General features: G+C 64.6%; 10 protein-coding genes. 5 read left to right on the top strand and 5 right to left on the bottom strand.

The window, feature by feature from the left end:
* Positions 1–3 precede the first annotated feature (3 nt).
* Positions 4–417 carry a hypothetical protein gene (locus KB554_RS09960; protein ID WP_211035882.1) on the top strand — a complete coding sequence of 138 codons (414 nt, stop codon included), beginning with the start codon at positions 4–6 and terminating at the stop codon, positions 415–417.
* A 249-nt stretch (positions 418–666) separates the two neighbouring features.
* Here the strand turns inward: KB554_RS09960 and KB554_RS09955 are convergent, their stop codons facing one another.
* The 5 genes from KB554_RS09955 to KB554_RS09935 form a co-directional block, all read right to left on the bottom strand.
* Positions 667–3,912 carry a glycosyl hydrolase gene (locus KB554_RS09955; protein WP_247652226.1) on the bottom strand — a complete coding sequence of 1,082 codons (3,246 nt, stop codon included), beginning with the start codon at positions 3,910–3,912 and terminating at the stop codon, positions 667–669.
* A 21-nt stretch (positions 3,913–3,933) separates the two neighbouring features.
* Positions 3,934–5,958 (bottom strand): beta-L-arabinofuranosidase domain-containing protein, encoded by a 2,025-nt coding sequence (locus KB554_RS09950; protein WP_211035880.1) that lies wholly within the window; start codon positions 5,956–5,958, stop codon positions 3,934–3,936.
* Positions 5,959–5,970: 12 nt separating this feature from the next.
* Entirely contained in the window at positions 5,971–9,132 is a 3,162-nt protein-coding gene (locus KB554_RS09945; RefSeq protein WP_211035878.1) for a glycosyl hydrolase, read from the bottom strand.
* A 29-nt stretch (positions 9,133–9,161) separates the two neighbouring features.
* Positions 9,162–11,297 carry a hypothetical protein gene (locus KB554_RS09940; protein WP_211035876.1) on the bottom strand — a complete coding sequence of 712 codons (2,136 nt, stop codon included), beginning with the start codon at positions 11,295–11,297 and terminating at the stop codon, positions 9,162–9,164.
* A gap of 242 nt (positions 11,298–11,539) precedes the next feature.
* A complete protein-coding gene (locus KB554_RS09935; RefSeq protein WP_211035874.1) occupies positions 11,540–13,906 on the bottom strand; it encodes a family 78 glycoside hydrolase catalytic domain in 2,367 nt (788 codons plus the stop codon).
* 1,002 nt (positions 13,907–14,908) lie between these two features.
* On the opposite strand from KB554_RS09935, the gene KB554_RS09930 reads away from it, so the two are divergent.
* The 4 genes from KB554_RS09930 (at position 14,909) to KB554_RS09915 (ending at position 21,675) form a co-directional block, all read left to right on the top strand.
* On the top strand, positions 14,909–15,493 hold the full coding sequence (locus KB554_RS09930; RefSeq protein ID WP_211035872.1) for an RNA polymerase sigma-70 factor: 585 nt from the start codon (positions 14,909–14,911) through the stop codon (positions 15,491–15,493).
* Between the two features lie 78 nt (positions 15,494–15,571).
* Complete coding sequence (locus tag KB554_RS09925) at positions 15,572–16,573, top strand: FecR domain-containing protein (protein WP_211035870.1); 1,002 nt, start codon at positions 15,572–15,574, stop codon at positions 16,571–16,573.
* A gap of 160 nt (positions 16,574–16,733) precedes the next feature.
* Positions 16,734–20,087, top strand: coding sequence for a SusC/RagA family TonB-linked outer membrane protein (locus KB554_RS09920; RefSeq protein ID WP_211035868.1), 3,354 nt, complete (start codon positions 16,734–16,736; stop codon positions 20,085–20,087).
* 13 nt (positions 20,088–20,100) lie between these two features.
* Entirely contained in the window at positions 20,101–21,675 is a 1,575-nt protein-coding gene (locus KB554_RS09915) for a SusD/RagB family nutrient-binding outer membrane lipoprotein (RefSeq protein WP_141428185.1), read from the top strand.
* Positions 21,676–21,688 lie beyond the last annotated feature (13 nt).

The following is a 21,688-nucleotide window of genomic DNA, read 5'->3' as shown; positions in this document are numbered from 1 at the left end:
GCCATGTTCAGGAAAATCATTTGCGCCGTGCTGCTCTCGACAGCATCGGCTGCTTGTTCGAAAAGCGGAACCGACGGTTCCGACAATCCGTCGAACGCCCTGTTGCAAAAGGAGACCTACGGCATCTATGCCGACGACGACAACGTGTTCGTCTACGACAACGACATTCACCAATACGCCTACAACACCGGGCGGCATACGTTCCGAATTCAGAACACGGCACAGGACCGCTACCTGACATGCGAACTGGACACCACTCCGACGGCCAGCAGCACCGTGAATGTCCGTGTAAAAACACAGGGCATTTCGAGTTTCCCTTCCCGGGAGTTGCAAATGCTGGTTCTCAAGCGGGCGGACGGGAAAGCATGGCTGTGGAATGAGGAAAATCGGACGGGACTCGTGATTCGGATCGAATAACATTCCGAAAACGGCGAGAGCGAGTGTTCACAGACAGCCGGTTTCCACCGTTTCGCTCCCAGGCCCCGCGCGGAGAGACGCGTTTCGGAAAACTGTTGCGGACATTGGACGACAGCGTACGGCGCAACGGCGCACGATCCGGGGCAGTCTCGGCCTCCGGGCGAATATACCAACCATTACACAAATGATCCGGTATGGATTCCCAAAGGAATCCATACCGGATCATTTACCGACATATCGCAACGGCAGCTACCTGTCGGTCATCACGAGCCGGACCGGACCGAGCAGCCCGCTGTCACGCAGCGGCTCGTCGGGCGACGGCCACCGGATCACCCACGTCTTCCGCTCCCCGGGATCGCGTCCGGCGTCGTAAACCAGCCGGTTGAACCACGTGCCCGTGACCTCGATCCGCAGCCGGTTTTCGCCCTCGCGGAGATACTCCGCGATCTCCGTCCGGTAGGGCGGCGCCCAAAGCGTCTGCACCTGCCGGCCGTTCACCGTCACGGCGGCGATCATCTCGACCCGTCCCAGATCGAGCGTGCAACTCTTCAGCGGCTCGCGCAGATCGAAGGTCGTCTCGTAAACAGCCGTACCCGAGAAGGCCCTCCCCTCGTCCGGCATCCGCAACGCCCGCCAGGGCAGCAGTTCCGTCAGTTCCATCCGCCCGGGAGCGCCCCAGCCCGCAGGGAAGCGGAGCGTCCAGTCGTCCAGCTCCCTCTCAACGGTCGTGCCCGCGGCCGTCTCCGGCAACGGCAGATCGGATTCCGGGCGGAAGACGACGTAGCACGATCCCGACTGCGGGAGTTCCAGTTCCACGCGGGTCCGGCCTTCCGCCGTCTTCGCCGCGAGGCGGGTGCGACGCCCCGTCGCGGGATCCCACAGTTCGACATCGCCCGCGCAGCGGAAATCCAGCATCCCGGAGAATCCTCCGCCGCGCTGCGGACAGACGAAATACCAGTCGGCCCCTTCCGTCCGGCGGTGCGCCCACAGCACATCGCCCCGCAGGTCGGGAGCGATCCCCGCCGCGGCGAGCGCCTTCTCCACCGGCAGGCCCGAGATCACGCGTCCGCGTCCGACGCGCCGGACGCCTGCCTGCCCCCGGCCCCAGATCGTCCGCACGGCCCGGTCGAAACGCCGCTGCGCCTCCTTTCCGCCGTTGAGCGTCGCCACCCCTTCGGGGGCATCGCCGACGACGGTCGCGCCCTCGCGCAGGAAACCGAGTATCCTTTCGAGCGTCTCGGGCAGCATCCGGCAGTTGTCGGGCAACCACAGCACGCGGTATTCGATCCCCTCCGGCGTCAGCAGCCGTCCGTTCTCCACACGCAGCCGGTGCAGCAGCGCGTCGGGATTGCAGTAGTCGTACTTGTATCCCGCCAGGAAAGCGGGATTCTGGTCGGGCTTGCCGTTCAGCTCGTCGCCCAGATACCAGAGCACGTCCGACACGGGCCATCCCCGCTCCTGCATGTAGCTGCACCGGGCGAAATAGTCGTTGATTGCGCGCATGTGGCGCCACCAGGTCTGTCCGCGCAGGAAGGGCGTACCGATCCCCGGGCCGCCGAACGACGTGCCGGGCGGCAGGAAGGGCCGCTGCGGGTTGTGCGTATAGGTATGATAGACCAAATGCGTCACCCCTTCCGACAGATGGAGGTTGGCGATCTCCTTGAGCATCGTCCAGTGTTCGTCCCACGTATGGGAGAACGACGTGAAGGCCTCGGCCGCGACGCGCGGCTTGCCGTAGAGCCGGGCCGCCGAGGCGGTCGGCTTGACCGGCTTGAAGTTCAGCGACCCCACATACCCTTCGGTGAACGGCTGCCAGAACTCGCACATCGGCACGTCGGCGTACTTGAAATATTCCAGGATGTCGGCCGGGAAGACGTCCCCGGCGGCCGTCTCGTAGGTGACGGACAGCCCGTTCCCGCGGGCCAGGCGGGCCATCGTGCCGTAGAAGTTCTCCGTGAAAAGCGCCGAGATCGTCCCGCGCCAGTCGCGCAGGAAGCGGGCCGAAACCTCCGGATCGTCCACGACATAACCCAGCACGGCCGGCAGCCACCGCCGCAGCGCATAATCGTTCCGCCGGGCGAACTCGCGCTCCATCGCCGGGGTCCAGGTCTGCGTCTCGCACTCCCAACTGTCGAGCAGTATGCCGCCCAGCAGCCCGCCAGACAGCGGTCCGTCGTGCAGCCGGCCGATATACCCGGCGAACTGCGCCTCGGCCCCCGCGGGATCGAGTTTGTTGCACTCCCAGCCCGTGCCTTCGGGAGGCGCGGGCGAATTTCTCCGACCCGTATTGACATGTCCGATGCGCAGCACGGTCCAGCGCCCTGCGGGAGGCGTCCACGCCAGCCCGCCGTCGGGCCGCATCCTGTCCGTCAGGTCCTCGATACGGCCGGGGTCGATCCACGCCGCGGGATTCTGCTTCGGGCAGGCGTTCTCCCGGTCTAGATTGCGGAGGGTCCAGCCCGCCTCCGACTCCCAGCAGTTCTTCCGCGCGGCGGTATAGAATTTCAGCGACCCGAGGGTCATGTGATGGCGGTTCGAAAGCGCCACCCGGTAGCGGGTCGCGGGAAAGGCGTCGGCGCAGGCGAACGAAACCGGCGTGTTGTCCTGCGAGTTGCTCGCCGGAACCTCGGCGTGCAGCACCCGCCTCCGCGAACCGTCCGGCGCCACGGCCTCCACCGTCAGCCCGATCCCCGGCTCGTAGCAGCGGGGATGGTTGATGCTGTTCATGCTCGGCAGCTCGACGGTGCGGACCACGACCGCCTCGGGGAACGTGATCTCGAGCCGCACGGAGTCGCCCGCCGCGCAGGGCGGAAGTCGCAGCGGTTCGCGGTTCGTTCCTGCGATCACTTCGCGCCAGGGCAGGTCGTCCCCGCTCTTCACGGCCACGGGCCGGAGCCGCTCGCCCGTGTCGTCGAGCGGCGTCGGGAAGGCCAGCACCGCAATGTCGCGGTAGTCGCGCCACGCCTCGCCGTCCGACACGGGCCGCGGCAGGACGACCGGGCCTTCCCCCGCCGACAAATCCGTGCGGCTCCATGCCAGATGCCGCATGGCGTTCGACGGTTCGATCCACGGACCGCCCGAGGTCGCCCAGCCCGAACAGTTCTGCATCGTGAAGCGCAAACCCAGCCGCCGAGCTTCCCGGGCCGCATGACGCACCAGCGCGTCCCACCCCGGACTGAGCGCCGGAATCTGCGGATCGACACCCGGCCAGGGGCCGCCGAACTGGCCGTGGAAAAGCTGCACCCCGGAAATGCCCGTCCGGGCGATCGCCTCGAAATCCTCCGTGATTCCCTCGGCCGAGACATTGCCGCCAATGAGGTGGAACCACGTCTGGGGATAGTTGATCCGGGGCGGAGCGACGAACGCCGCCGCGTCCTCCGCGCCGAACGGCCGGCGCAGCGCCGCCGTATCGGGCACCGCGGCGACCTGTCCCTGCGCCGCCGGAAGGGTCAGCAGGACCAGCAGCGCCGTGCAGATCCGCCGTTTCGCATTCATGGCCGTCATCGCGTCACATCCTTACCATACGACCGGAAATTCGGAAACGCGCAGCGTCGAGCAGCCGTAGGGAATCAGCTCGACCTCCTCCTCGGGGCACGGCGTCGTGCCGACCGAATAGGGCAGCGGCCCGGTCATCTCGTTATAAAGCCCCCAGGCAGGCATCCTTTTGGCTTTCACCCGGATCCGGACCGGAGCGTTCTCGTAGTTCCAGAAATAGCGGCTCCGGGCCTTCGCCGCATCGACCTCGACCCGGCTGTTCTCCGCCGGTTTGTCCGCCACGCGGACCGGCAGACCGTAGTTCCACGCATCGGGCGAGGTCACCTCGTAATACTCCCGGCCGAACTGCCGCACTTCGGCGTCGGGGAACCGCTTCAGCTCCCACTCCTCGCGCATGGCCAGCGCATAGACCAGCGGACCGCGCTCCACGGAGACCGAGTTTTCGTACCAGCGGCTCGTCACGACGCGCATCGGCAGGCGCAGTACGAGGCTGTCCCCGTCGCGCCACTCCCGCTCGACGACGGCGATCGTACCGCCGCCGGGCGACTGCACCCGCTCGCCGTTCACCTCCACTTCGGCGCCTTCGCACCACCCGGGAATGCGGAGGTGGAAAGGAAAGCGCTCGCCGCCGCGGCCCGCCATCCGGACCGAGAAGCGGATCTCCTCCTCCATCGGGTAGGCGGTCTGCTCGGCGATCGTGACCATCCGGCCGTCGCCCACGCGCAGCGTCACCTCCGAAGGCGAGTAGATCAGCGCGGCGACCCCGTTGTCGGGCGTGGCGAACCAGAGGTGCTGCGCGAATTTCGGCCATCCCTGGTGCATGTTCGAATAGCAGCAGGGGAATCCCGAGAGCGTGCCGAAGACCACGTCGGTCTGCGCGTGCACGGCATCTTCGTAGAAATTACGCGTGTGGCGCGTCGCCATCACCTGATTGGGCTGCTGGAAATACTGCTTGTACATGAAGTCGTCGGTCACCTGCGTCGGCAGGGCGTTGAAGGCGACCCGTTCGAGGCGGTCGGCGAAAGCCACGTCGCCCGTTATGCCCATCATCTGTTCGAGCGAGAACATCATCTCGACCGCGGCGCACAGCTCCGAGCCCTGCGTCGGATCGCCGCCGTGCAGCCCCTCGTCGGCGCCGTACATCCCCTGCGGCTGGCCGTGGAGCAGCGCCAAATCCGAGAATCCCTTCTTCACGGCGTCGAGATAGCGCCGCTCGGGCCGGCGCTGATAGTAGATCACCGGCTCCTTGAAACCCTGCGCCAGATTGACGCAGTGGATGGAGTTGAAGCGTTTCAGGTCGTCCGATTCGAGGAACATCCCCGTATAGTCGTGCCCCTGCCGGTGAAGCAGATCGCCCAGTTCGAGCAGAAACCCGTCGCCCGTGAGATTATAGAGCCAATAAACCGCCTGCAGGTTGTCGCACGCACGGTAAACGGCCCAGTGCGACCAGTGTCCCAGCGGCTTGTCGGGCAGCGTCTTCAACTGATACCGGAAATAGCGCGTCATGAAGTCGATCACCCGCCGGTCGTTCGTCGCGGAGTAGTACTGTTGCAGGATTTTCAGCACCACCATCCGCGGCCACCAGTCGGCCGAATTGTTCCGCTGGAGGCCGAATTCGCCCGGATAGTCCGTCGCCGGGCCGAAATAGCCGTCCTCGCGCTGACTTCGCAGAATCCACTCGATCCACGGCCGGACCTTCGCCTTGAGCTCCGCGTCGTCGAGCAGCCAGGCCAGCGGCAGCAGTCCGTCGATCCAGTACGGGCCGCGCTCCCACTGGTCGCCGTCGCCGCCCAGCCAGCCGTTGCGCGGCCCCATCACCTCGGGGTAGAGCTCGTCCATGCGGCCCGTGGCGCCCGAACGCTGCCGTTCGAGCATCTCCCCGAGCCACCCCTTCGCCCTGACGGCGCCCAGCGGCAGTTCGACATAGGCTTTCGGCGCCAGCGGCGCCCGGTTGTTCGGATAGTTCGGCGCGGAAGCCCCGGCCGCCGCCCCCGGAACGGAGGCGGCGAAGGCGCACGCCAGCAAAATGCAGAAAGGTCTGTTCATATTTCGGAAAAATTATTTTGAGCCGTCGATTCTCACCCGCTCGAAGCATCTGATGCGCACGGGCCCGAGCAGGCCCGAAACGCGCAGGTATTTCTCGGCGTCCGCGGCGTCGTACTTCGAGACATTGCTCCGCGTGCGGCGCTCCCCGGGCGGCAGTTTGCCGTCGCCGATGAGCCGGTTGGGCCAGAGATTGACCACGTCCACCGACAGGCGGTTCGTCCCGGGCCGCACCCAGCGCGTAATGTCCGCCTCGCAGGGATCGCTCCACGACACGGGAAATTCGTGCCCGTTGAGCCGGATCACCGCCACCTCCTGCACGTTGCCCAGATCGAGCAGCACCTTCCGCCCGCGGAGCTGCGCACGGTCCATGGTGAACTCCTTTTCGTAGGTCGCCGTACCGGAGTAATAGCGGATCTGCGGATCGTCGAACTCCGTCCACGACCGCAGCGAATCGAACCGCACCGGACAGGCGGGCCCCCACGCCGGATCGAAGCGCACGGTCCACGGGCCGGTCAGTTCCGTCTCGGCGGGGAGCCGCTCCGCGGCGACATGCGAAACGCCGCCGTCGGACCAGTAAAGCGTATATTCGCCCGGCTCGTACAGGTCGGCGCAGAGCGTCCCGCCGTCATCGGCGAACCCGATCGCCGGGTAACGCGGCACGACGGACTGCGACGGGAAGAGCGGCTCCGTGCGGCGGTCCGCCCGGACGATGTGGCGGACGGGCGGCACATCCTTCGGAAAGACCACGAAACAGGAGCCCTCGGGCGCGAAATGCATCGGAATGCAGGTATAGCCGTCCCGTTCGCAGTAGTAGCGCACCGGTTCGATCTCGCCCGTCAGCGGATTCCAGAACTGCGGCGCGCGGCCCGTCACGCGGAACCGGCATTCGACCTGCTCGAAGCGGTCGTAAGGCCGGGGCACGTAGCGGTAGAAATAGTCGTCGATCCCCCGCCGGGCGAAGCGGTTCGCCACGAAATAGATCTCCTGGTCGTCGGTGGTGCGGTGGATGAAATCGAGCCGCGTGCGGGGATCGGCCCCCGTGTAGGCGAAGTCGGGCGGCGCGCCGAGCGCCGTCAGCACGTTGCCGAGCTCCTGTCCGCGAATCACCCGGCCCCGGCCGTAGCGGTTCTCGGTCCGGTTCACGCCGTCCATCCAGCCGCCCATGTCGCACCGCCACATGCGGTCGGTTATTTCTTTCAGCTCGCGGTCCCCGTCGGGGTAATGCGCCAACCCGGTGGTCCGCTTCGGAGGATCGCCCACGAGCGTCATGCCGTCGAGCACCATCCGTTCGATCCTGCGCATCACGTCGAGGTCGATCGTCTCGAGCGGCGGCAGCACCAGCACCCGGTACGACATGCCGTCGGGCAGGACGATCCGCCCGTCGCCGGCCACCGACAGCCTTTCGAGCACCACGCTCTTCGAACACTTGTCCCAGTCGTAGCCGAATGGAAAACCGGCCTCTTCCTCCTTCAGAAACACCATGTTCGGCACGTCGTCGCCGTTGTATATCAGCACGTCGGCCACGAACAGTCCCTGCTGCAGAAGGTACGAACAACGGTCGATATAGCCCACGAAATCCCCGGCCTGCTCCCACCACGTCACGTTGCGGTTGAGGTGCGTGCCGGCGAAATACTCCACGCCGGGCCGCCCCCATTCCGCGGGCGAGGAGGTGAAGGTGTGCCACACGAGACGATTGACGCCCGAGCAGAAGACACGGTCGAGCAGCCCCTTGAGCTCCTTCGGCGAGCGCTCCCAATGGGGGCCGATGCTGGTCGGGCCTTCGGCCTCGACGAACCGCCGTCCGTTCGTGTGCGCGACACAGGCGCTCTGCCGCACGGAGAGGCGCGCCCCCTCCGAGGCGACGTGCGACGTGGCCCGCGCCCAGAACTCGCCGTGCGGAATGTCGCACGCGCCCAAGACCTCCAGCGCATCGACCGGCGTGTAGCAGGGTCCGCCCGCCTCCGGATCGGTCATCATGCCGTGGGCGTTGGCCAGCTCGCGGAAAGGTTTGTAGTGGTAGTTCAGAATACAGTCGCTCACCGTGCGGCGCACGTCCTGCAGGAAGCGGTTCGAGACCTCCGGACTCTCCACCACCCGCCCGGTCATCACGGGCAGGTAACGCCACAGGTCGTAGCCGCGGAAGCGGCGGAACTCCTCCGGGAAACGCTCCGTCCAATTGACGAGACCCATCTCCCAACTGTCGGTCAGCAGGAACCTGACGCTGTTGCCGGCCTCCTTCGCCGTGCGGATCAGCGGCAGCAGCACGCTGTCGCGGTAGAGCGCGAAGGCTTCCGGGTCGAGGTGATCGAGCGAAAGACCCTCCCAGCCATCGCTCGTCGTCGAGGTGCGCGCCCCGGTGCAGGTCCAGGCGTAGCGGATCACGGTCCACTCCCCTTCAGGAGCGTCCCATACGAGTTTCCGCCCGTCGAAACAGGAGGTGATGTCGAGAATCTCCTCCCCGCGGAGCGGCTCGGCCCCCGCATCGTGATCGAAATCCGCGCTCAGCAGCCCGAGCGGGAAAATCTCCTGAAATCCCAACCCGCTGTAAAACGCCTTCGCGGACCAGTGCGGAATGGCCGCATCCTTCATCGGGGCTCCCTCCGGCGCTTTCCGCACGGCCTGTACGCAGATGTCCCGGCAGACGTACCACGTGGGAGGCTGCGGCAGTTCGACCTCGACCCGCCCGCCGCCCCGGACGTCCGTCTCGGAGTAGGTCAGCCGCTTCAGGGCGCGCTCGGGCGTGACGAATGGACCGCCGGGATTCCATCCGCTCGTGGCATTGACACTCAGCGTGATGCCCAGCCGGTCGGCCTCGCGGACGGCATGGCGGTACAGTCTCTTCCACCCTTCCGACAGGAATACCTCCCCGGGACCCGGTCTGGCGGTGACGGGGTTGAATCCTCCGGCGTCGATCAGCGACGCCGAACCGTACCCCTTGGCCTTCATCTCCTCCAGATCGCGCGTGATGGCCTCTTCGGTCGTGTGGCCGTTCAGCCACCACCAGTAGCACGACATGCCGGCCTCGCCGGGCGGCGTGCGGAATTTGCGGGCCAGTTCGGCCGTCGGGGTATCCATGACGGGCTCCAGCCGGAAATCGGCCTGCGCCCCGGCCCGCGGAGCCGCCGCCACCGACAGCAGCAGCGTCAGCACGAGCGCCCGAATGTCGTTTTCCATAATGTCGTCTCGGATTTATCGTCTGCCATTCACAACGCCCTGCGGAGTCCCTCGCTGCGCACGACCCACCCCTTCTCCGGGAATCCGGGGGCATCGCCCGCCGGAGCGCCGTCCCAGCCTGCGGCCATCATCGCCACGGCATACAGCAGTCCGCCGTTTCCCGGGAAGTAGGGGAACGGAGCGCGGCCGCCTCCCACCAGCCCGTGCGGGTCGAAGTCGAAGGCCGGATAGTCGAGCAGGTACTCCACCGCCCGTTCGGGATCGCCCAGCCGCGCGGCGCACATGGCCAGCATCGGGAAGTCCCAGCCCCAGGTTTCGCCGAGCTTCCACTCCGCATGGACCTTCGCCAGCGTGCGCCGCATCGTCGGAATGTCCACGCCGTCGCCCGGTAACATGCCGTAGGCCCCGACGAGCGCCGGATGCTCCCAGTTGTAGCTGGTCCACATCCGCTCGATATTCTCCCACGAGACGTAAACCCCCTCTTCGACCGGAAGCGGGGAGAGCTTGCGGAGCACCTCGTCGTACTCCCTCTTTTCGGGCAGCCCCAGCCGGACGCGCCACTGCTGCGCGAGGCGCAGCCCCGTACGCCAGTAGCTCAGCTCGAACGCCGGATTGATCGTGGTCCGCGGATCGGCGTTCTCGCCCACCACCTGCAGGGGATACCCCAGCACATAGCGGTCGCGCACCGCGTCGTAATGCGCGTAGGAGGCCATGAAATCGGCTGTCCCGAACACGACGTCGCGCCACTTCTCCAGTGTCTCGCGCGTCGGGCGGAGCCGGTACTCCAGCTCGGCGTAGAAAATCGGATGGGGTTGCTGCCAGATCAGCAGGGCCGTGGTCTCGAGCGGCCACTCCCACCACGCGTGGTCTCCGATGGTCTTGGGCCAGCGCACGCCGGCATACCCCTGCGCCGCGGCCTTGCGGCGGAAAACGCCGAGGTTGTCCGTAAAGACGCGCATCATCTCCGAAGCCAGCTCCCAGCGGTTCCAGAGCGCATAGTGGGCGCAATGCCACCAGATCATCTCGTAATGATACTTGCCGTACCAGCCGTTGTTCACCAGTCCGCTCTCCTGCGGAGGCAGCGAGCCGGCCTCATTGACCGCCATCACATACTGCGAAAGCACCACGCGCCGCTCCAGTTCGCGCCAGCGCGGATCGCTGCTCTCCGAGAGGTCGATCGCTCCGCCGCTCTCCCAGAAGCGCCGCCAGTGGCGGGCGCTCTCCTCCGCCGTGCGGTCGAACGAGGGCAGCGCGGCGTTGTCCACGATGCGGTCGAAACAGACGACGAACGCGATCTCGTTCCGGCCGGTCTCGGGGACGAACTCGTAGCAGTGTTCGGCGGTCCGGCGCAGCCGCACGGGGCTGTCCCAGGCGACGTGGACGTCGTAAACCGTCTCGCCGAGCGTCCGGTGGAAGCTGGCGCGGAAAGCCTCGGAACGCACGTCGGTCCGGTGCTTCCCGGGGCTGTTCCAGTCGGCGGCATCGCTGAATTCGACGTTCGTCGGGAAAGGGAAGCGGAGCGTAAGCCCCGCGGAGCCGTCGCCCACCTTCGCCGACTCGATCCGCACGGCCACGGCGTCCAGCTCGGGATGCCCCACGGTGGTCACCCGCACGGGAATCCCCTCGACCGTATATTCGCTCGTGGCGATGCCGCTCCAGAGGTCGAGCCGCTGCACGGGATCGCCCAGCTCCTCCAGCCGCACCCGCTCCCCGCCGGTCTTCGTCAGCAGCAGTCCCACTCGGCCGAGATTGATACGCTGGGGGTTACGCACCATCCAGTCGCACAACGCCTTCTGCTCGGGATTCGGAATGTCGTAACGCACCATGCGCCCCTGCGTCTCCCAGACGGCGCCCCGGAACTCCTCGGGGGTCTGCCCCTCGGGTAGCGGAAAACGATACCATCCCCAGTTCGACATCGTGTTCGCATTGTCGGAGAAGGTCTGCAACCCGCTGATATCGAATCCGAAGGCGAACTCGCCGTTGCCGACCTGCGTCGGACCGGGCAGGTTGCGGTCCCGGATCTCGGGATTGTGCCGCGTGACGACCGCCCGGCGGTCGATTCCCCGCGCAGCGGCGGGCTGCCACGACAAGAGCGGACAAAGGGCGAGAAGGCACATCGCGGCCGCGGTACGGCGCGAGCGGAAGGGAAGGATGCGGTTCTTCATAGCGTTTTTCGGGTTGCGGCACGGATCGCCGGGTTCGGACGGATACGCCTCCGCCGAACGGAATTACGGCCCGGCGGGGTTTCCATCATACAAAATTATTCGATATTTTCCGAATTCCGGTTCCGGAATTTGATTTTCGGACTGTAAATTTTGATTCCGGCGGAACGGCCACTCCGTCCACGGGGCGAGCTCCCGCACGCCGGAACGGGCAGCGAAGACGGAGCCGGACCGCAGCGGCGGCACTACCGGAGCTCGAACTCGTAGATCCCCGAGCCCACCGAGTAACGTATCTTCCCGTCACCGGAGGAGGGAATCGGCGCAATCGACGGAATGTCCCGCAGGCGGACGCCGTTCACGCGGGGATTCCGTCCGACCGCCCCGGCAGGCAGAATCAGCTCGGCCACGGTGTTCGCCGGGACGCGAATCGTCAGCGTACCCCCGCCGTCACGCCGTTTCCATGCCGAGACGATCTCCCCGTAGAGCGACCGGCATCCGACGCTGACCTCCGCGAGCCCCGAATCCAGCCCCGGCTCGATGACGAACTCCCGGAAGCCCGGCTTCGCCTCGTCGGGACGGATTCCGCCGAGGTACTTGTAAAGCCAGAAACCGATATAAGCGCCGTAGGGATGATGGCCGCTTCCGGGTCCGTTCTGGTTGATGGATTCGGACATCGTGCTCCGTTCGCTCTGCACCATGTGGAGCCACCCGGGGCTTTCCGGCCGGGTCAGCATCCGGTAGGCCACGTCGAAGCGGCCGCTGCGGGGCAGGTAGTCCATCGTGAAATTGCCACCGATGAATCCGGCGCTGATATGCCCGTCCCGCAGGTCGATCGCATCGAGCAGCCGCTGCCCGACCTTCGCCTTCAGCGTGTCGGGCACGAGCCCGAGAGCCAGCGGCAGCGCCTGCGCCGTCTGCGAATTCTCCGCATAGATGCCGGTCCGGGGATCGAGGAACTCCCGGTTGAACCGCTCCCGGATCCGTTCGGCGAGCGCCCCGTAATGCTCCGACAGCCGCCGGTCGTAGCCGAGGATTTCGGCGTATTCGGCCAGGCGGCGGCTCATCCAGTAATAGCCCGCGGTCGAGGTCTGCGCCACGGGCGTCAGGTTCGACGCCTGGCTGGTGGTGTCGGGATTCAGGTCGAGCCAGTCGCCCAGCGACCATGTAACGATATGGTCGCGGGCCGTCGAGGTCAGGAAGTCCACATAGGCCTTGAGCGCGGGGAAGGCGTACTCCAGCACCCCGACGTCTCCGGTGTGAAGATAGAGCTTGTCGGTCAGCAGGAAGATCGAACCGCCCCACCACGGATCGTCCCAGTAGTCCAGACTGCCGTCCTCGTGGACATAGCCCCACCCGGCCGACGGCACGGTGGAGGGGATGTGCCCCGTCGGGGCCTGGGCGTCCCGGAAGTCCCTCAGCGCCTTCTTATAGGCGTTCAGCGCATCGAAATTGTAGAGGTAGGACTCCATGACCACCGCCGCGTCGAGCGTCCAGCCCATCTTCTCCCGCGTGGGTTCCTCGCCGGGAATGCCGTGGATGGAGTTCAACAGCGTCCGCCGGACCGCCGCGTTCAGCTCGTTCAGCTTCGGCATGGAGCAATGGAACGTCCCGGCCGACGGCAGGTCCGTATGGACGCATTTGGCCGTGAAATCCTCCGGAGACGGCTCGTAGGTCAGCCCCCGCACCTGCATGTAGCGGAATCCGTGATAGGTAAAACGGGGTTCGAACGTCTCCATGCCCTCCCCGCCGAGAATCAGCAGTCCGGTCTGATAGCGCCCGCGGGTGTGCCACGTGCTGTTCTGCGTATCCAGCGAGCCGTCGGCCTTCAGCACCTCGTTGAACTGCAACTCGACGGTCTGTCCCCGCTCGCCCCGCACCCGCGCCTCGACCCAGCCGGTGAGGTTCTCGCCGAAATCCACCAGATAGACCCCGGGAGAGGTCTGCACGACCCGTTCCGCCGGCAACTCCCCGGTCACGCGCATCGGCGGCATCGGGTCCGCCGTCAGACGGCCCAACGGAGCGGGAACCCGGCAGACCGGCCGCCACAGGCTGTCGCGGAATCCGACCTCGTTCCAGCCGTGCACGGTCCGGGTGTGGTCGATCGTCTCGCCCGACCGGACGCTGTTGTAAACGATCTCGCCGTGGCCCCACCGCCACGTGCGGTCGGTGGCGATCACCTCGCGCGCACCCGATTCGTACTCGACGACGATATTCAGCCTCACCTTCGGCGGCGTGCGCCAGTTCACGTCGTGCATGCCGAAGACATCCCGCGTCGGCGAGCTGTACCAGCCGTTGCCCAGCACGATGCCCACGGCATTGCTCCCCGCCGCCAGCCGGTCCGTAACGTCGTAGGCCGCATACACCACCCGCTTGTCGTAATCGGTGAACAGCGGGTCCAGGACCCGGTCGCCGACCTTGCGGCCGTTGATATAGAGTTCGTAATAGCCCAGTCCGCAGATGAACGCCGTCGCCCTGCGGACCGGCGAGGGCAGCTCCACCTGCCGGCGCATATATACGGCGGCACTGTCCTCCATGAACCAGTTCTCCCGCTCGGTCCGCCGGTTCGACTTGTACCTGCGGTGCGGCAGCACCTCGGCGAAACGGGAGGACACCCACCCACTCCCCCTTCCAGTCGAACTCGTCGAACAGCCCGGTCCGCCACGATGCCACCGGACTCCAGTCCGATTCGGCGCCGTCCGTGTCCCACACCTTCACCTTCCAATAGTAATCGCAGCAGGGCAGCAGCGGAACGCCCCCGAATTTCACATGCTGGCTCCGCCCCTCCCGCACGACGCCGGAGTCCCATATATCGCCGCGGTCCGCCTCCAGCAGCTTTCGGTCCGAAGCGACCAGCACCCGGTAGGCTCCCTGCAAATACCCGGGTCTTCCGGTGTCGATCCGCCAGCCCAGCGACGGACGCCGGTCCCCCATGCCGAGCGGCTCCTCCGCGTAATTGCAGGTCAGCCCCAGCGGGCGGGCATCGCGGGCGGCGGCCGCTCCGGCCGAAACCGCCGCAAGGAGAAATGCCAAGGATAAAAATCCGTTTTTCAGGTAATTCATAACACCGGTGTTTTTTTCAAGGGTGAACGCCTCCCGCCCCGGATTGCGGAACGGCAGGCCTCCGGGGTCCGAAGCCCCGCCACGATTCCACCGGCCTCGTTCCGCCCCGCTTCCGGGCGCATTCTCCGGGTTCCGTCCGGAATCCCGGCCGACGGTCCTTCGCCGAACCGGACGTTCCTCCGCCAAAAGGCCGGCAGAGCGTGTCTCACGGCAAAAATACAACGGCACGCCCTGCCGGCCGCCAACAAAAATGCTCTTATCCCATGACAAATTGACACGCGTAAACCCATATCCGCGCATCCGTCCGAAAAGTCGTCCGTCCCGACGCGGACGAACCGCTGCGACGGACACTCCCGGCCGCACGGTCGGCGCCGCGTTCCTTCCGGACGCGGCACGGTCCCCGGCAGGAGGCCCCGCGATGCGGGCAGAGGCCCCCGAAGTGTGCGAAAAGCCCTGCGCATGTTTGCAGATACGCGATTAAATATTACATTTGCGGACGCAGACCGCCTCCTGTCCGACACGGGCGCGGCCGGGCAAACGCAGCAGACGAACGGATGACAGCCGCCGAAATACAGGACAACCGGAGAGTTGTCGATTTGCTTCGCAGGGGCGACGAGGCGTGTTTCGACGCACTCTTCCGGCGTTATTACAAGCCCTTGTGCGCCTACGCCTCGCGGTTCGTCGCCGTGGACCGGGCCGAGGAACTGGTGCAGGATACGCTCATGTGGGTATGGGAAAGCCGCGATAAGCTGCTGCCCGAAATGCCCCTCAAGTCGCTGCTCTTCACCATCGTCAAGAACAAGTCGCTGAACAGCGTGGCGCGCGACACGATCCGCAGCAAGATCATCCGCCGACTGGCCGAACAATACGAGGCCCAATTCGACGACCCGGATTTCTACCTCGAAAACGAACTGGCCGACAGACTGGCCGCAGCATTGAGAAAAATGCCGCCCGAATTTCAGGAGACATTCCGGATGCACCGTCTCGAAGGAATGACCCACAAGGAGATAGCCTCCGCGCTGGGCGTATCGCCCCAGACGGTGAACTACCGCATCGGACAGACCGTCAGGACGCTCCGCGAGGAGCTGAAGGAGTACTGGCCTCTGCTCGTGCTGCTGCTGGGCCAGCGCCTTTCCTGAAAAAAATTCCAAAAAAATCGTTTCTCCGCTTAGCAATCCGCCGCCGCGGATTGTATTACTATACAGAACGACGAAAAAATGACGGATTTCAAACCAGACGAAGGTACGCTGGCCGCCTATCTCGAAGGCAGGCTCGACCCGGAAACGGCCGCAGCGGTCGAAGCGTGGCACGACGCCTCGCCCGAACACCGCAAACGGCTCGAAGAGATCTACTACGTGCTGTTCGTCGGCGACCGGATTTCGGCCGTAGCCGGAATCGACGTGGAACGCTCCCTGAGAAGGGTCAAACGGCGCATGGCCGCCGGCCGCCAGTCCCGCATCCGGCGGCTGGTCTTCCGGACCGCCTCGGCCGCCGCTGCCGTCGTCCTGCTCCTGACGGGCGGCATGACGGCCGTATCGGTCTCGAAACGGCTGTCGCAGCCGACGATTGTCTCGACACAGATGGGCGAACGCTCGCAGGTGGTACTGCCCGACGGCTCGAAAGTCTGGCTCAACTCGTGCAGCCGCGTGGAGTACTCCGCCCCGCTTCTTTCACGCGAACGGCGCGTGAAGATGGAGGGCGAAGCCTACTTCGAGGTGGAACACGACCGGCACGCTCCGTTCGTCGTCAGTACGAACGGACTGAACGTCCGGGTGCTCGGCACACGCTTCAACATCCGCAACGACGACACGAACCACCGCGTCACCACCGTGCTGCTGGAGGGGGCCGTAACGGCCGACACCCGGGAACACCGGTGCGCCCCGATACGCCTGCGTCCGGCGCAGCAGCTCGTCTATGACACCCGGAAAGGAGAGATGCGCCTGACCGACTGCACCTCGGCCGAGGCGTCGATCAGCTGGATCGACGGCCGCCTGCACTTCGACCGCAGCACCTTCGCCGAGATCGTCGCCGAACTGAAACGCTACTACAACGTGGACGTGCACTTCACGGACGCCTCCCTGCGCAACGAACGCTTCTCGGGCGATTTCCACGTCGAGGACGGCATCTACCACATCATGGCCGTACTCCGGCTGACACGGAAATTCTCCTACACGGTGCATGGCAACGACATTTACCTCCACGCCATTCCGCCGAAATAGAAAAGCGGCGGAACGCCGCACATGCACGACCGAAACCAAAAACCGAATTACAAAATGCCAACCGACCTGCCTATGACCGAAACTTAGATCGCCGACCTCCGAAAGCCGCCGTCCGCGGCGGCGCCTCTCCACAACTATTTCTTAACCTAAATTTCGACCAATGAAAAAATCTTATCCTGCAGCAGGCGGGAGAGACCGTGCGGCGTGCGCATGGTTCCGCTGTCTGCTCATCGTACCGATGCTGCTGTTCGGACTTTCCGGCACGGAGGCCGCAGCCCAGACGCAGCCGCTCCGCGTATCCGTTCAGGCGCAAGACGAAGCCATTTCGGAAGTGTTCCGCTCCATCCGGGAGCAGACGGGGTATTCGTTCGTCTATAATAACTCCGACGTCGATCGGGCGCGCCGCGTCACGCTCGACGTCACAGACCAGACGCTGCCGGCCGTGCTGGACAGACTCTTCGACGGTTCGGACATCGCCTACACGATCAAGGACAAACACATCATCCTCTCGAAAAAATCCGTTCCGCAGCCGTCCTCGGGCTCCGAGGGGGGGGGAATTTCCGGCTCCGTCAGAGACGCTGAGGGAGTAGGACTGATCGGCGCCAGCGTCATCATCAAAGGCACGACGACCGGCGCGGCCGTCGATGTGGACGGCAACTTCGTCCTGCCGCAGGCCAGGCCGGGCGACATACTCGTCGTCTCGCTGATCGGCTACCAGACGCTGGAAATTCCCGTGACGGGGCAACCCCTGCAAATCGTCCTGAAGGAGGAGAACGAGATGCTCGACGCGGTGGTCGTGACGGCCCTCGGCATCAGGAAGGAGGAGAAATCGCTGACATACAACGTCCAGGAAGTCGGCGGCGAAGTGGTCAATACGGTCAAGGACGCCAACTTCGTCAATTCGCTGGCCGGTAAGATCGCCGGACTGCAAATCAACGCAAGCGCCTCCGGAACGGGCGGTTCCACGCGCGTGGTGATGCGGGGCGTGAAGTCGATCAGCGGCAATAACAACGCACTGTACGTCATCGACGGCATCCCGATGCCCGACCTGCGGTCGTCGCAGACCGAAGGCATCTACGAAACCCCCGACGGCGGCGACTTCGAAGGCATCTCCAACCTCAATCCGGAGGACATCGAGTCCATGTCGGTGCTCTCGGGCGCGACGGCCGCCGCGCTCTACGGTTCGCAGGGCGCCAACGGCGTCATCCTCATCACGACGAAGAAAGGATCGGCAGGACGCGTCCGCGTGAACTTCTCGAACAACACCACCTTCTCGTCCCCGTTCGTGATGCCCGACTTCCAGAACACCTACGGCACGAGCTCCACCTCCCCGTCGATGAGCTGGGGCACGAAGCTCGACTCGCCGACCTCCTACGATCCGCGCGACTTCTTCCAGACGGGATTCAACACCACCAACTCCGTCTCGATCTCGGGCGGCACGGAGCGCAACCAGACCTATTTCTCGGCCGCTTCGCTCAACTCGCGCGGCACGATTCCCAACAACGTCTACAACCGCTATAACTTCTCGGTGCGCAACACGACCCAGCTCGTCAAGGACAAGCTGACGCTCGACCTGGGCGCCTCCTACATGCGCCAATATTCGCGCAATCCGCTGGTGCAGGGTCTCTACCACAACCCGCTGATCGCCGTCTATCTCTTCCCGCGCGGCGACGACATCCGCAAATACCAGATTTACGAACGTTACGACGCCACGGCCGGATACAAGAAACAGTTCTGGCCGCTGGAATTCATCACCGGCGTCGAGAACCCGTGGTGGGTGGTCAATCGCCAGCTCTTCGAGAACACGGCGTCGCGCTACACCTTCAACGCCACGCTCAAGTGGGACATCGCCGACTGGATCAGCGTCATGGGCCGCGTCAGGACCGACAATACGGCGATGAACTACACGCGCAAGATCTACGCCTCGTCGAACACCCTCTTCGCATCGGAGTACGGCAACTACCTCGACCACAAGGTGAACCACAACAACTTCTATGCCGACGCACTGCTGAGCATCGACAAGCGGTTCGTCGATGACAGGCTCTCGTTGCAGTTCAACCTCGGCGCGAGCCTCATGGACGACAAGAACAACGGTTCGGGATTCGAAGGCCATCTGGCGACCCTTCCGAACAAGTTCTCGCTCTACAACATCGACATGTCGCACTCGCAGACCAAGCCCTACGCCGACCGTTACCACGACCAGGTGCAGGCCATGTACGCCACACTGCAATTGGGCTGGAACGGGATGCTCTACCTCGACGTGACGGCCCGCAACGAATGGGCCTCGCAATTGGCCGGAACCCCCGACGTCAATATCTTCTACCCCTCGGTGGGTCTCTCGGCCGTCATCTCCTCGATGACCGACCTCTCGGCCGCGGGCATCTCGTTCCTCAAGGTGCGCGGATCGTACGCCGAAGTGGGCAACGCGCCGCAGCGGTTCATCACCGGCGTGAACATCCCGCTCGCCACGGGCGGCGTCATCTCGTCATCCACCTACGCCCCGGCGGTCAATCTGACGCCCGAGCGTACCAAGTCCTTCGAGGTCGGCCTGAACGCCAAGTTCCTGGGCAACAAGATCTGGCTCGACGCGACCTATTACAACACCAACACCTACAACCAGCTCTTCGAGTACGACGCACCGCCCAGCACGGGCTACAAGAAGGCCTATATCAACGCCGGCAAGATCAACAACTGGGGCATCGAGGCCGTGGTCGGCTACAAGAACCGGTGGGAAGAGTTCGCATGGTCCACGAACGTCAATTTCTCGATGAACCGCAACAAGATCAAGGAGCTGGTTCCCGAAGGCACGCGCGACGTATCGGGCAACCTGGTGGATATCGACGAGGTGAACATGGACTACGGCGGCTACCGCATGAAGGTCAAGGCCGGCGGTTCGATCGGCGACTTCTACGTAACGGGCCTCAAAACCGACGACTACGGCCGCATCTACGTCGATCCCAACACGAATACCGTCACGACCGATCCCAACACGTGGATCTACGGCGGCAACACCGAAGCGCGCTTCCGCCTGGGATGGAACAACCAGTTCTCCTACAAGGGCGTATCGCTCGGCGTGCTGATCGACACGCGCATCGGCGGCCAGGGCGTATCGGCCACGCAGGCCCTGCTGGACCGCTGGGGCGCCTCGCAGGCCTCGGCCGACGCCCGCGACGACGGCGGCGTATGGATCTCGGAGGACCAGAAGCTGCCCGACGTGCAGACCTTCTACTCCAACAACGGAAACGGCATGTCGATGCTCTCGCACTACGTCTATAACATGACCAACGTGCGGCTGCGCGAACTCTCGATCGGCTACGACCTCCCTTCGAAGTGGTTCAACGACAAGGTGGGCATGACCGTATCGCTCGTGGGACGCAACCTGTGGATGATCTACAACAAGGCGCCCTTCGATCCCGAAATCACCGCTTCGACCGGAACCTATTACCAGGGACTCGACTACTTCATGCAGCCCAGCACCCGGACTTTCGGTTTCAGCGTAAGACTCCAATTCTAAAACCCAAGACCTCATGACACGAATCAACCATATCAAACTGGGACTTCTCTCCGCAGCGGCGTGCATGGCGGCCTCCTGCACGGGAGACTTCGACTCCTTCAACACCAACCCCGACGCGGTGCAGCAGATCGACGTGAAGAACTACATCACCACGATGGAGCGCGACGCCGTGATTCCCACCAGCGACGAGGGCGCGAACGAATACCAGCGCGCCTGCAACCTGATGGGCGACACCTTCGGCGGCTATTTCGCCCCGATCCAGGCCTTCAACGGAGGCAGCTACACCTGCACCTACGACCTCGACGGCACGGACTACAACAACGTCCCCTTTTCGGTGGCCTTCACCAACGTGATGCCCGCATGGCTGCAACTCAAATACGCCCATGAGAACGGACAGATCACCGACGACATCTTCGCCGTGGCCGAAGTGATCCGCGTGATGGCGCTCCAGCGCGCCACGGACATCTACGGCCCGATCCCCGTGTCGCATTTCGGGGAGACCGAAAACCCCTACGAGTCGCAGCAGACCGTCTATGAGAATCTCTTCCGCGATCTGGACGCGGCGATCGCCACCCTGACCGAATACGCCACCAACTCGGCCGACGCGCATCCGCTCGAAAAGGTGGACGCCATCTACCAGGGCGACTATCCGAAATGGCTCAAACTGGCCAACTCGGTCAAACTCCGTATGGCGATGCGCATCCGCTTCGTCGAGCCCGGCAAGGCGCAGGAGTATGCCGAAGCGGCCGTGGCGGCGGGCGTGATGGAGTCCTCCGACGACGGAGCATGGCTCAAAACCTCGGGGTCGATCGTGATCTTCAATCCCCTCGAGGAGGTGTGGAACGCCTACGAGGACACCCGCATGGGAGCGACCATCGACGCCTATATGAACGGGTACGACGACCCCCGTCTGCCGATCTACTTCAAGGGCAGCGAGCTGGACAGCAAGTACCACGGCGTGCGCAGCGGCCTGAAGTCGATGCTCAAGGAACACTACACGCGCCTGTCCGTACCCAATGTCGCAAAGACGACGCCGGTGGTGTGGATGCTGGCCTCGGAGGTGGCCTTCCTGCGCGCCGAGGGCGCCATGCTCAACTGGGACATGGGCGGCAAGGACGAGGATTTCTACAAGAAGGGCATCGAACTGTCGTTCCTGGAGAACGGCCTTTCGGCCGGCGATGCCGCCGCCTACGCCGAGAGCGACGCACAACCGGGAAAATTCGAGGACAGCTCGGAAAGCACGAACAAGTACAACTACGCCCAGCCTTCGACAATCACCCCGAAGTGGAACGCCTCGGCCGGAGACGAGGAAAAACTCGAGCGCATCATCACCCAGAAATGGCTGGCCATGTACCCCAACGGACAGGAGGCCTGGTCGGAATTCCGGCGCACGGGGTACCCCAAACTCATTCCGATCGTGGACAACATGAGCGGCGGCAAGGTGGCGACCGACGAACAGGTGCGCCGCATGACCTTCCCGCGCTCGGAGTACTCGAACAACCTGACGGGCGTACAGCAGGCCATCTCGCTGCTCGGAGGCCCGGACACGGGAGGTACGCACCTCTGGTGGGACAAGAAAAACCGATGACCTGAAAATCCTT

This window comes from Alistipes sp. Marseille-P2263 (genome assembly GCF_018101075.1).
Taxonomy (GTDB): domain Bacteria; phylum Bacteroidota; class Bacteroidia; order Bacteroidales; family Rikenellaceae; genus Alistipes; species Alistipes dispar.
The sequence above is the reverse complement of the archived record's forward strand: the minus strand, read 5'-3'. Positions and strand labels throughout refer to the sequence as shown.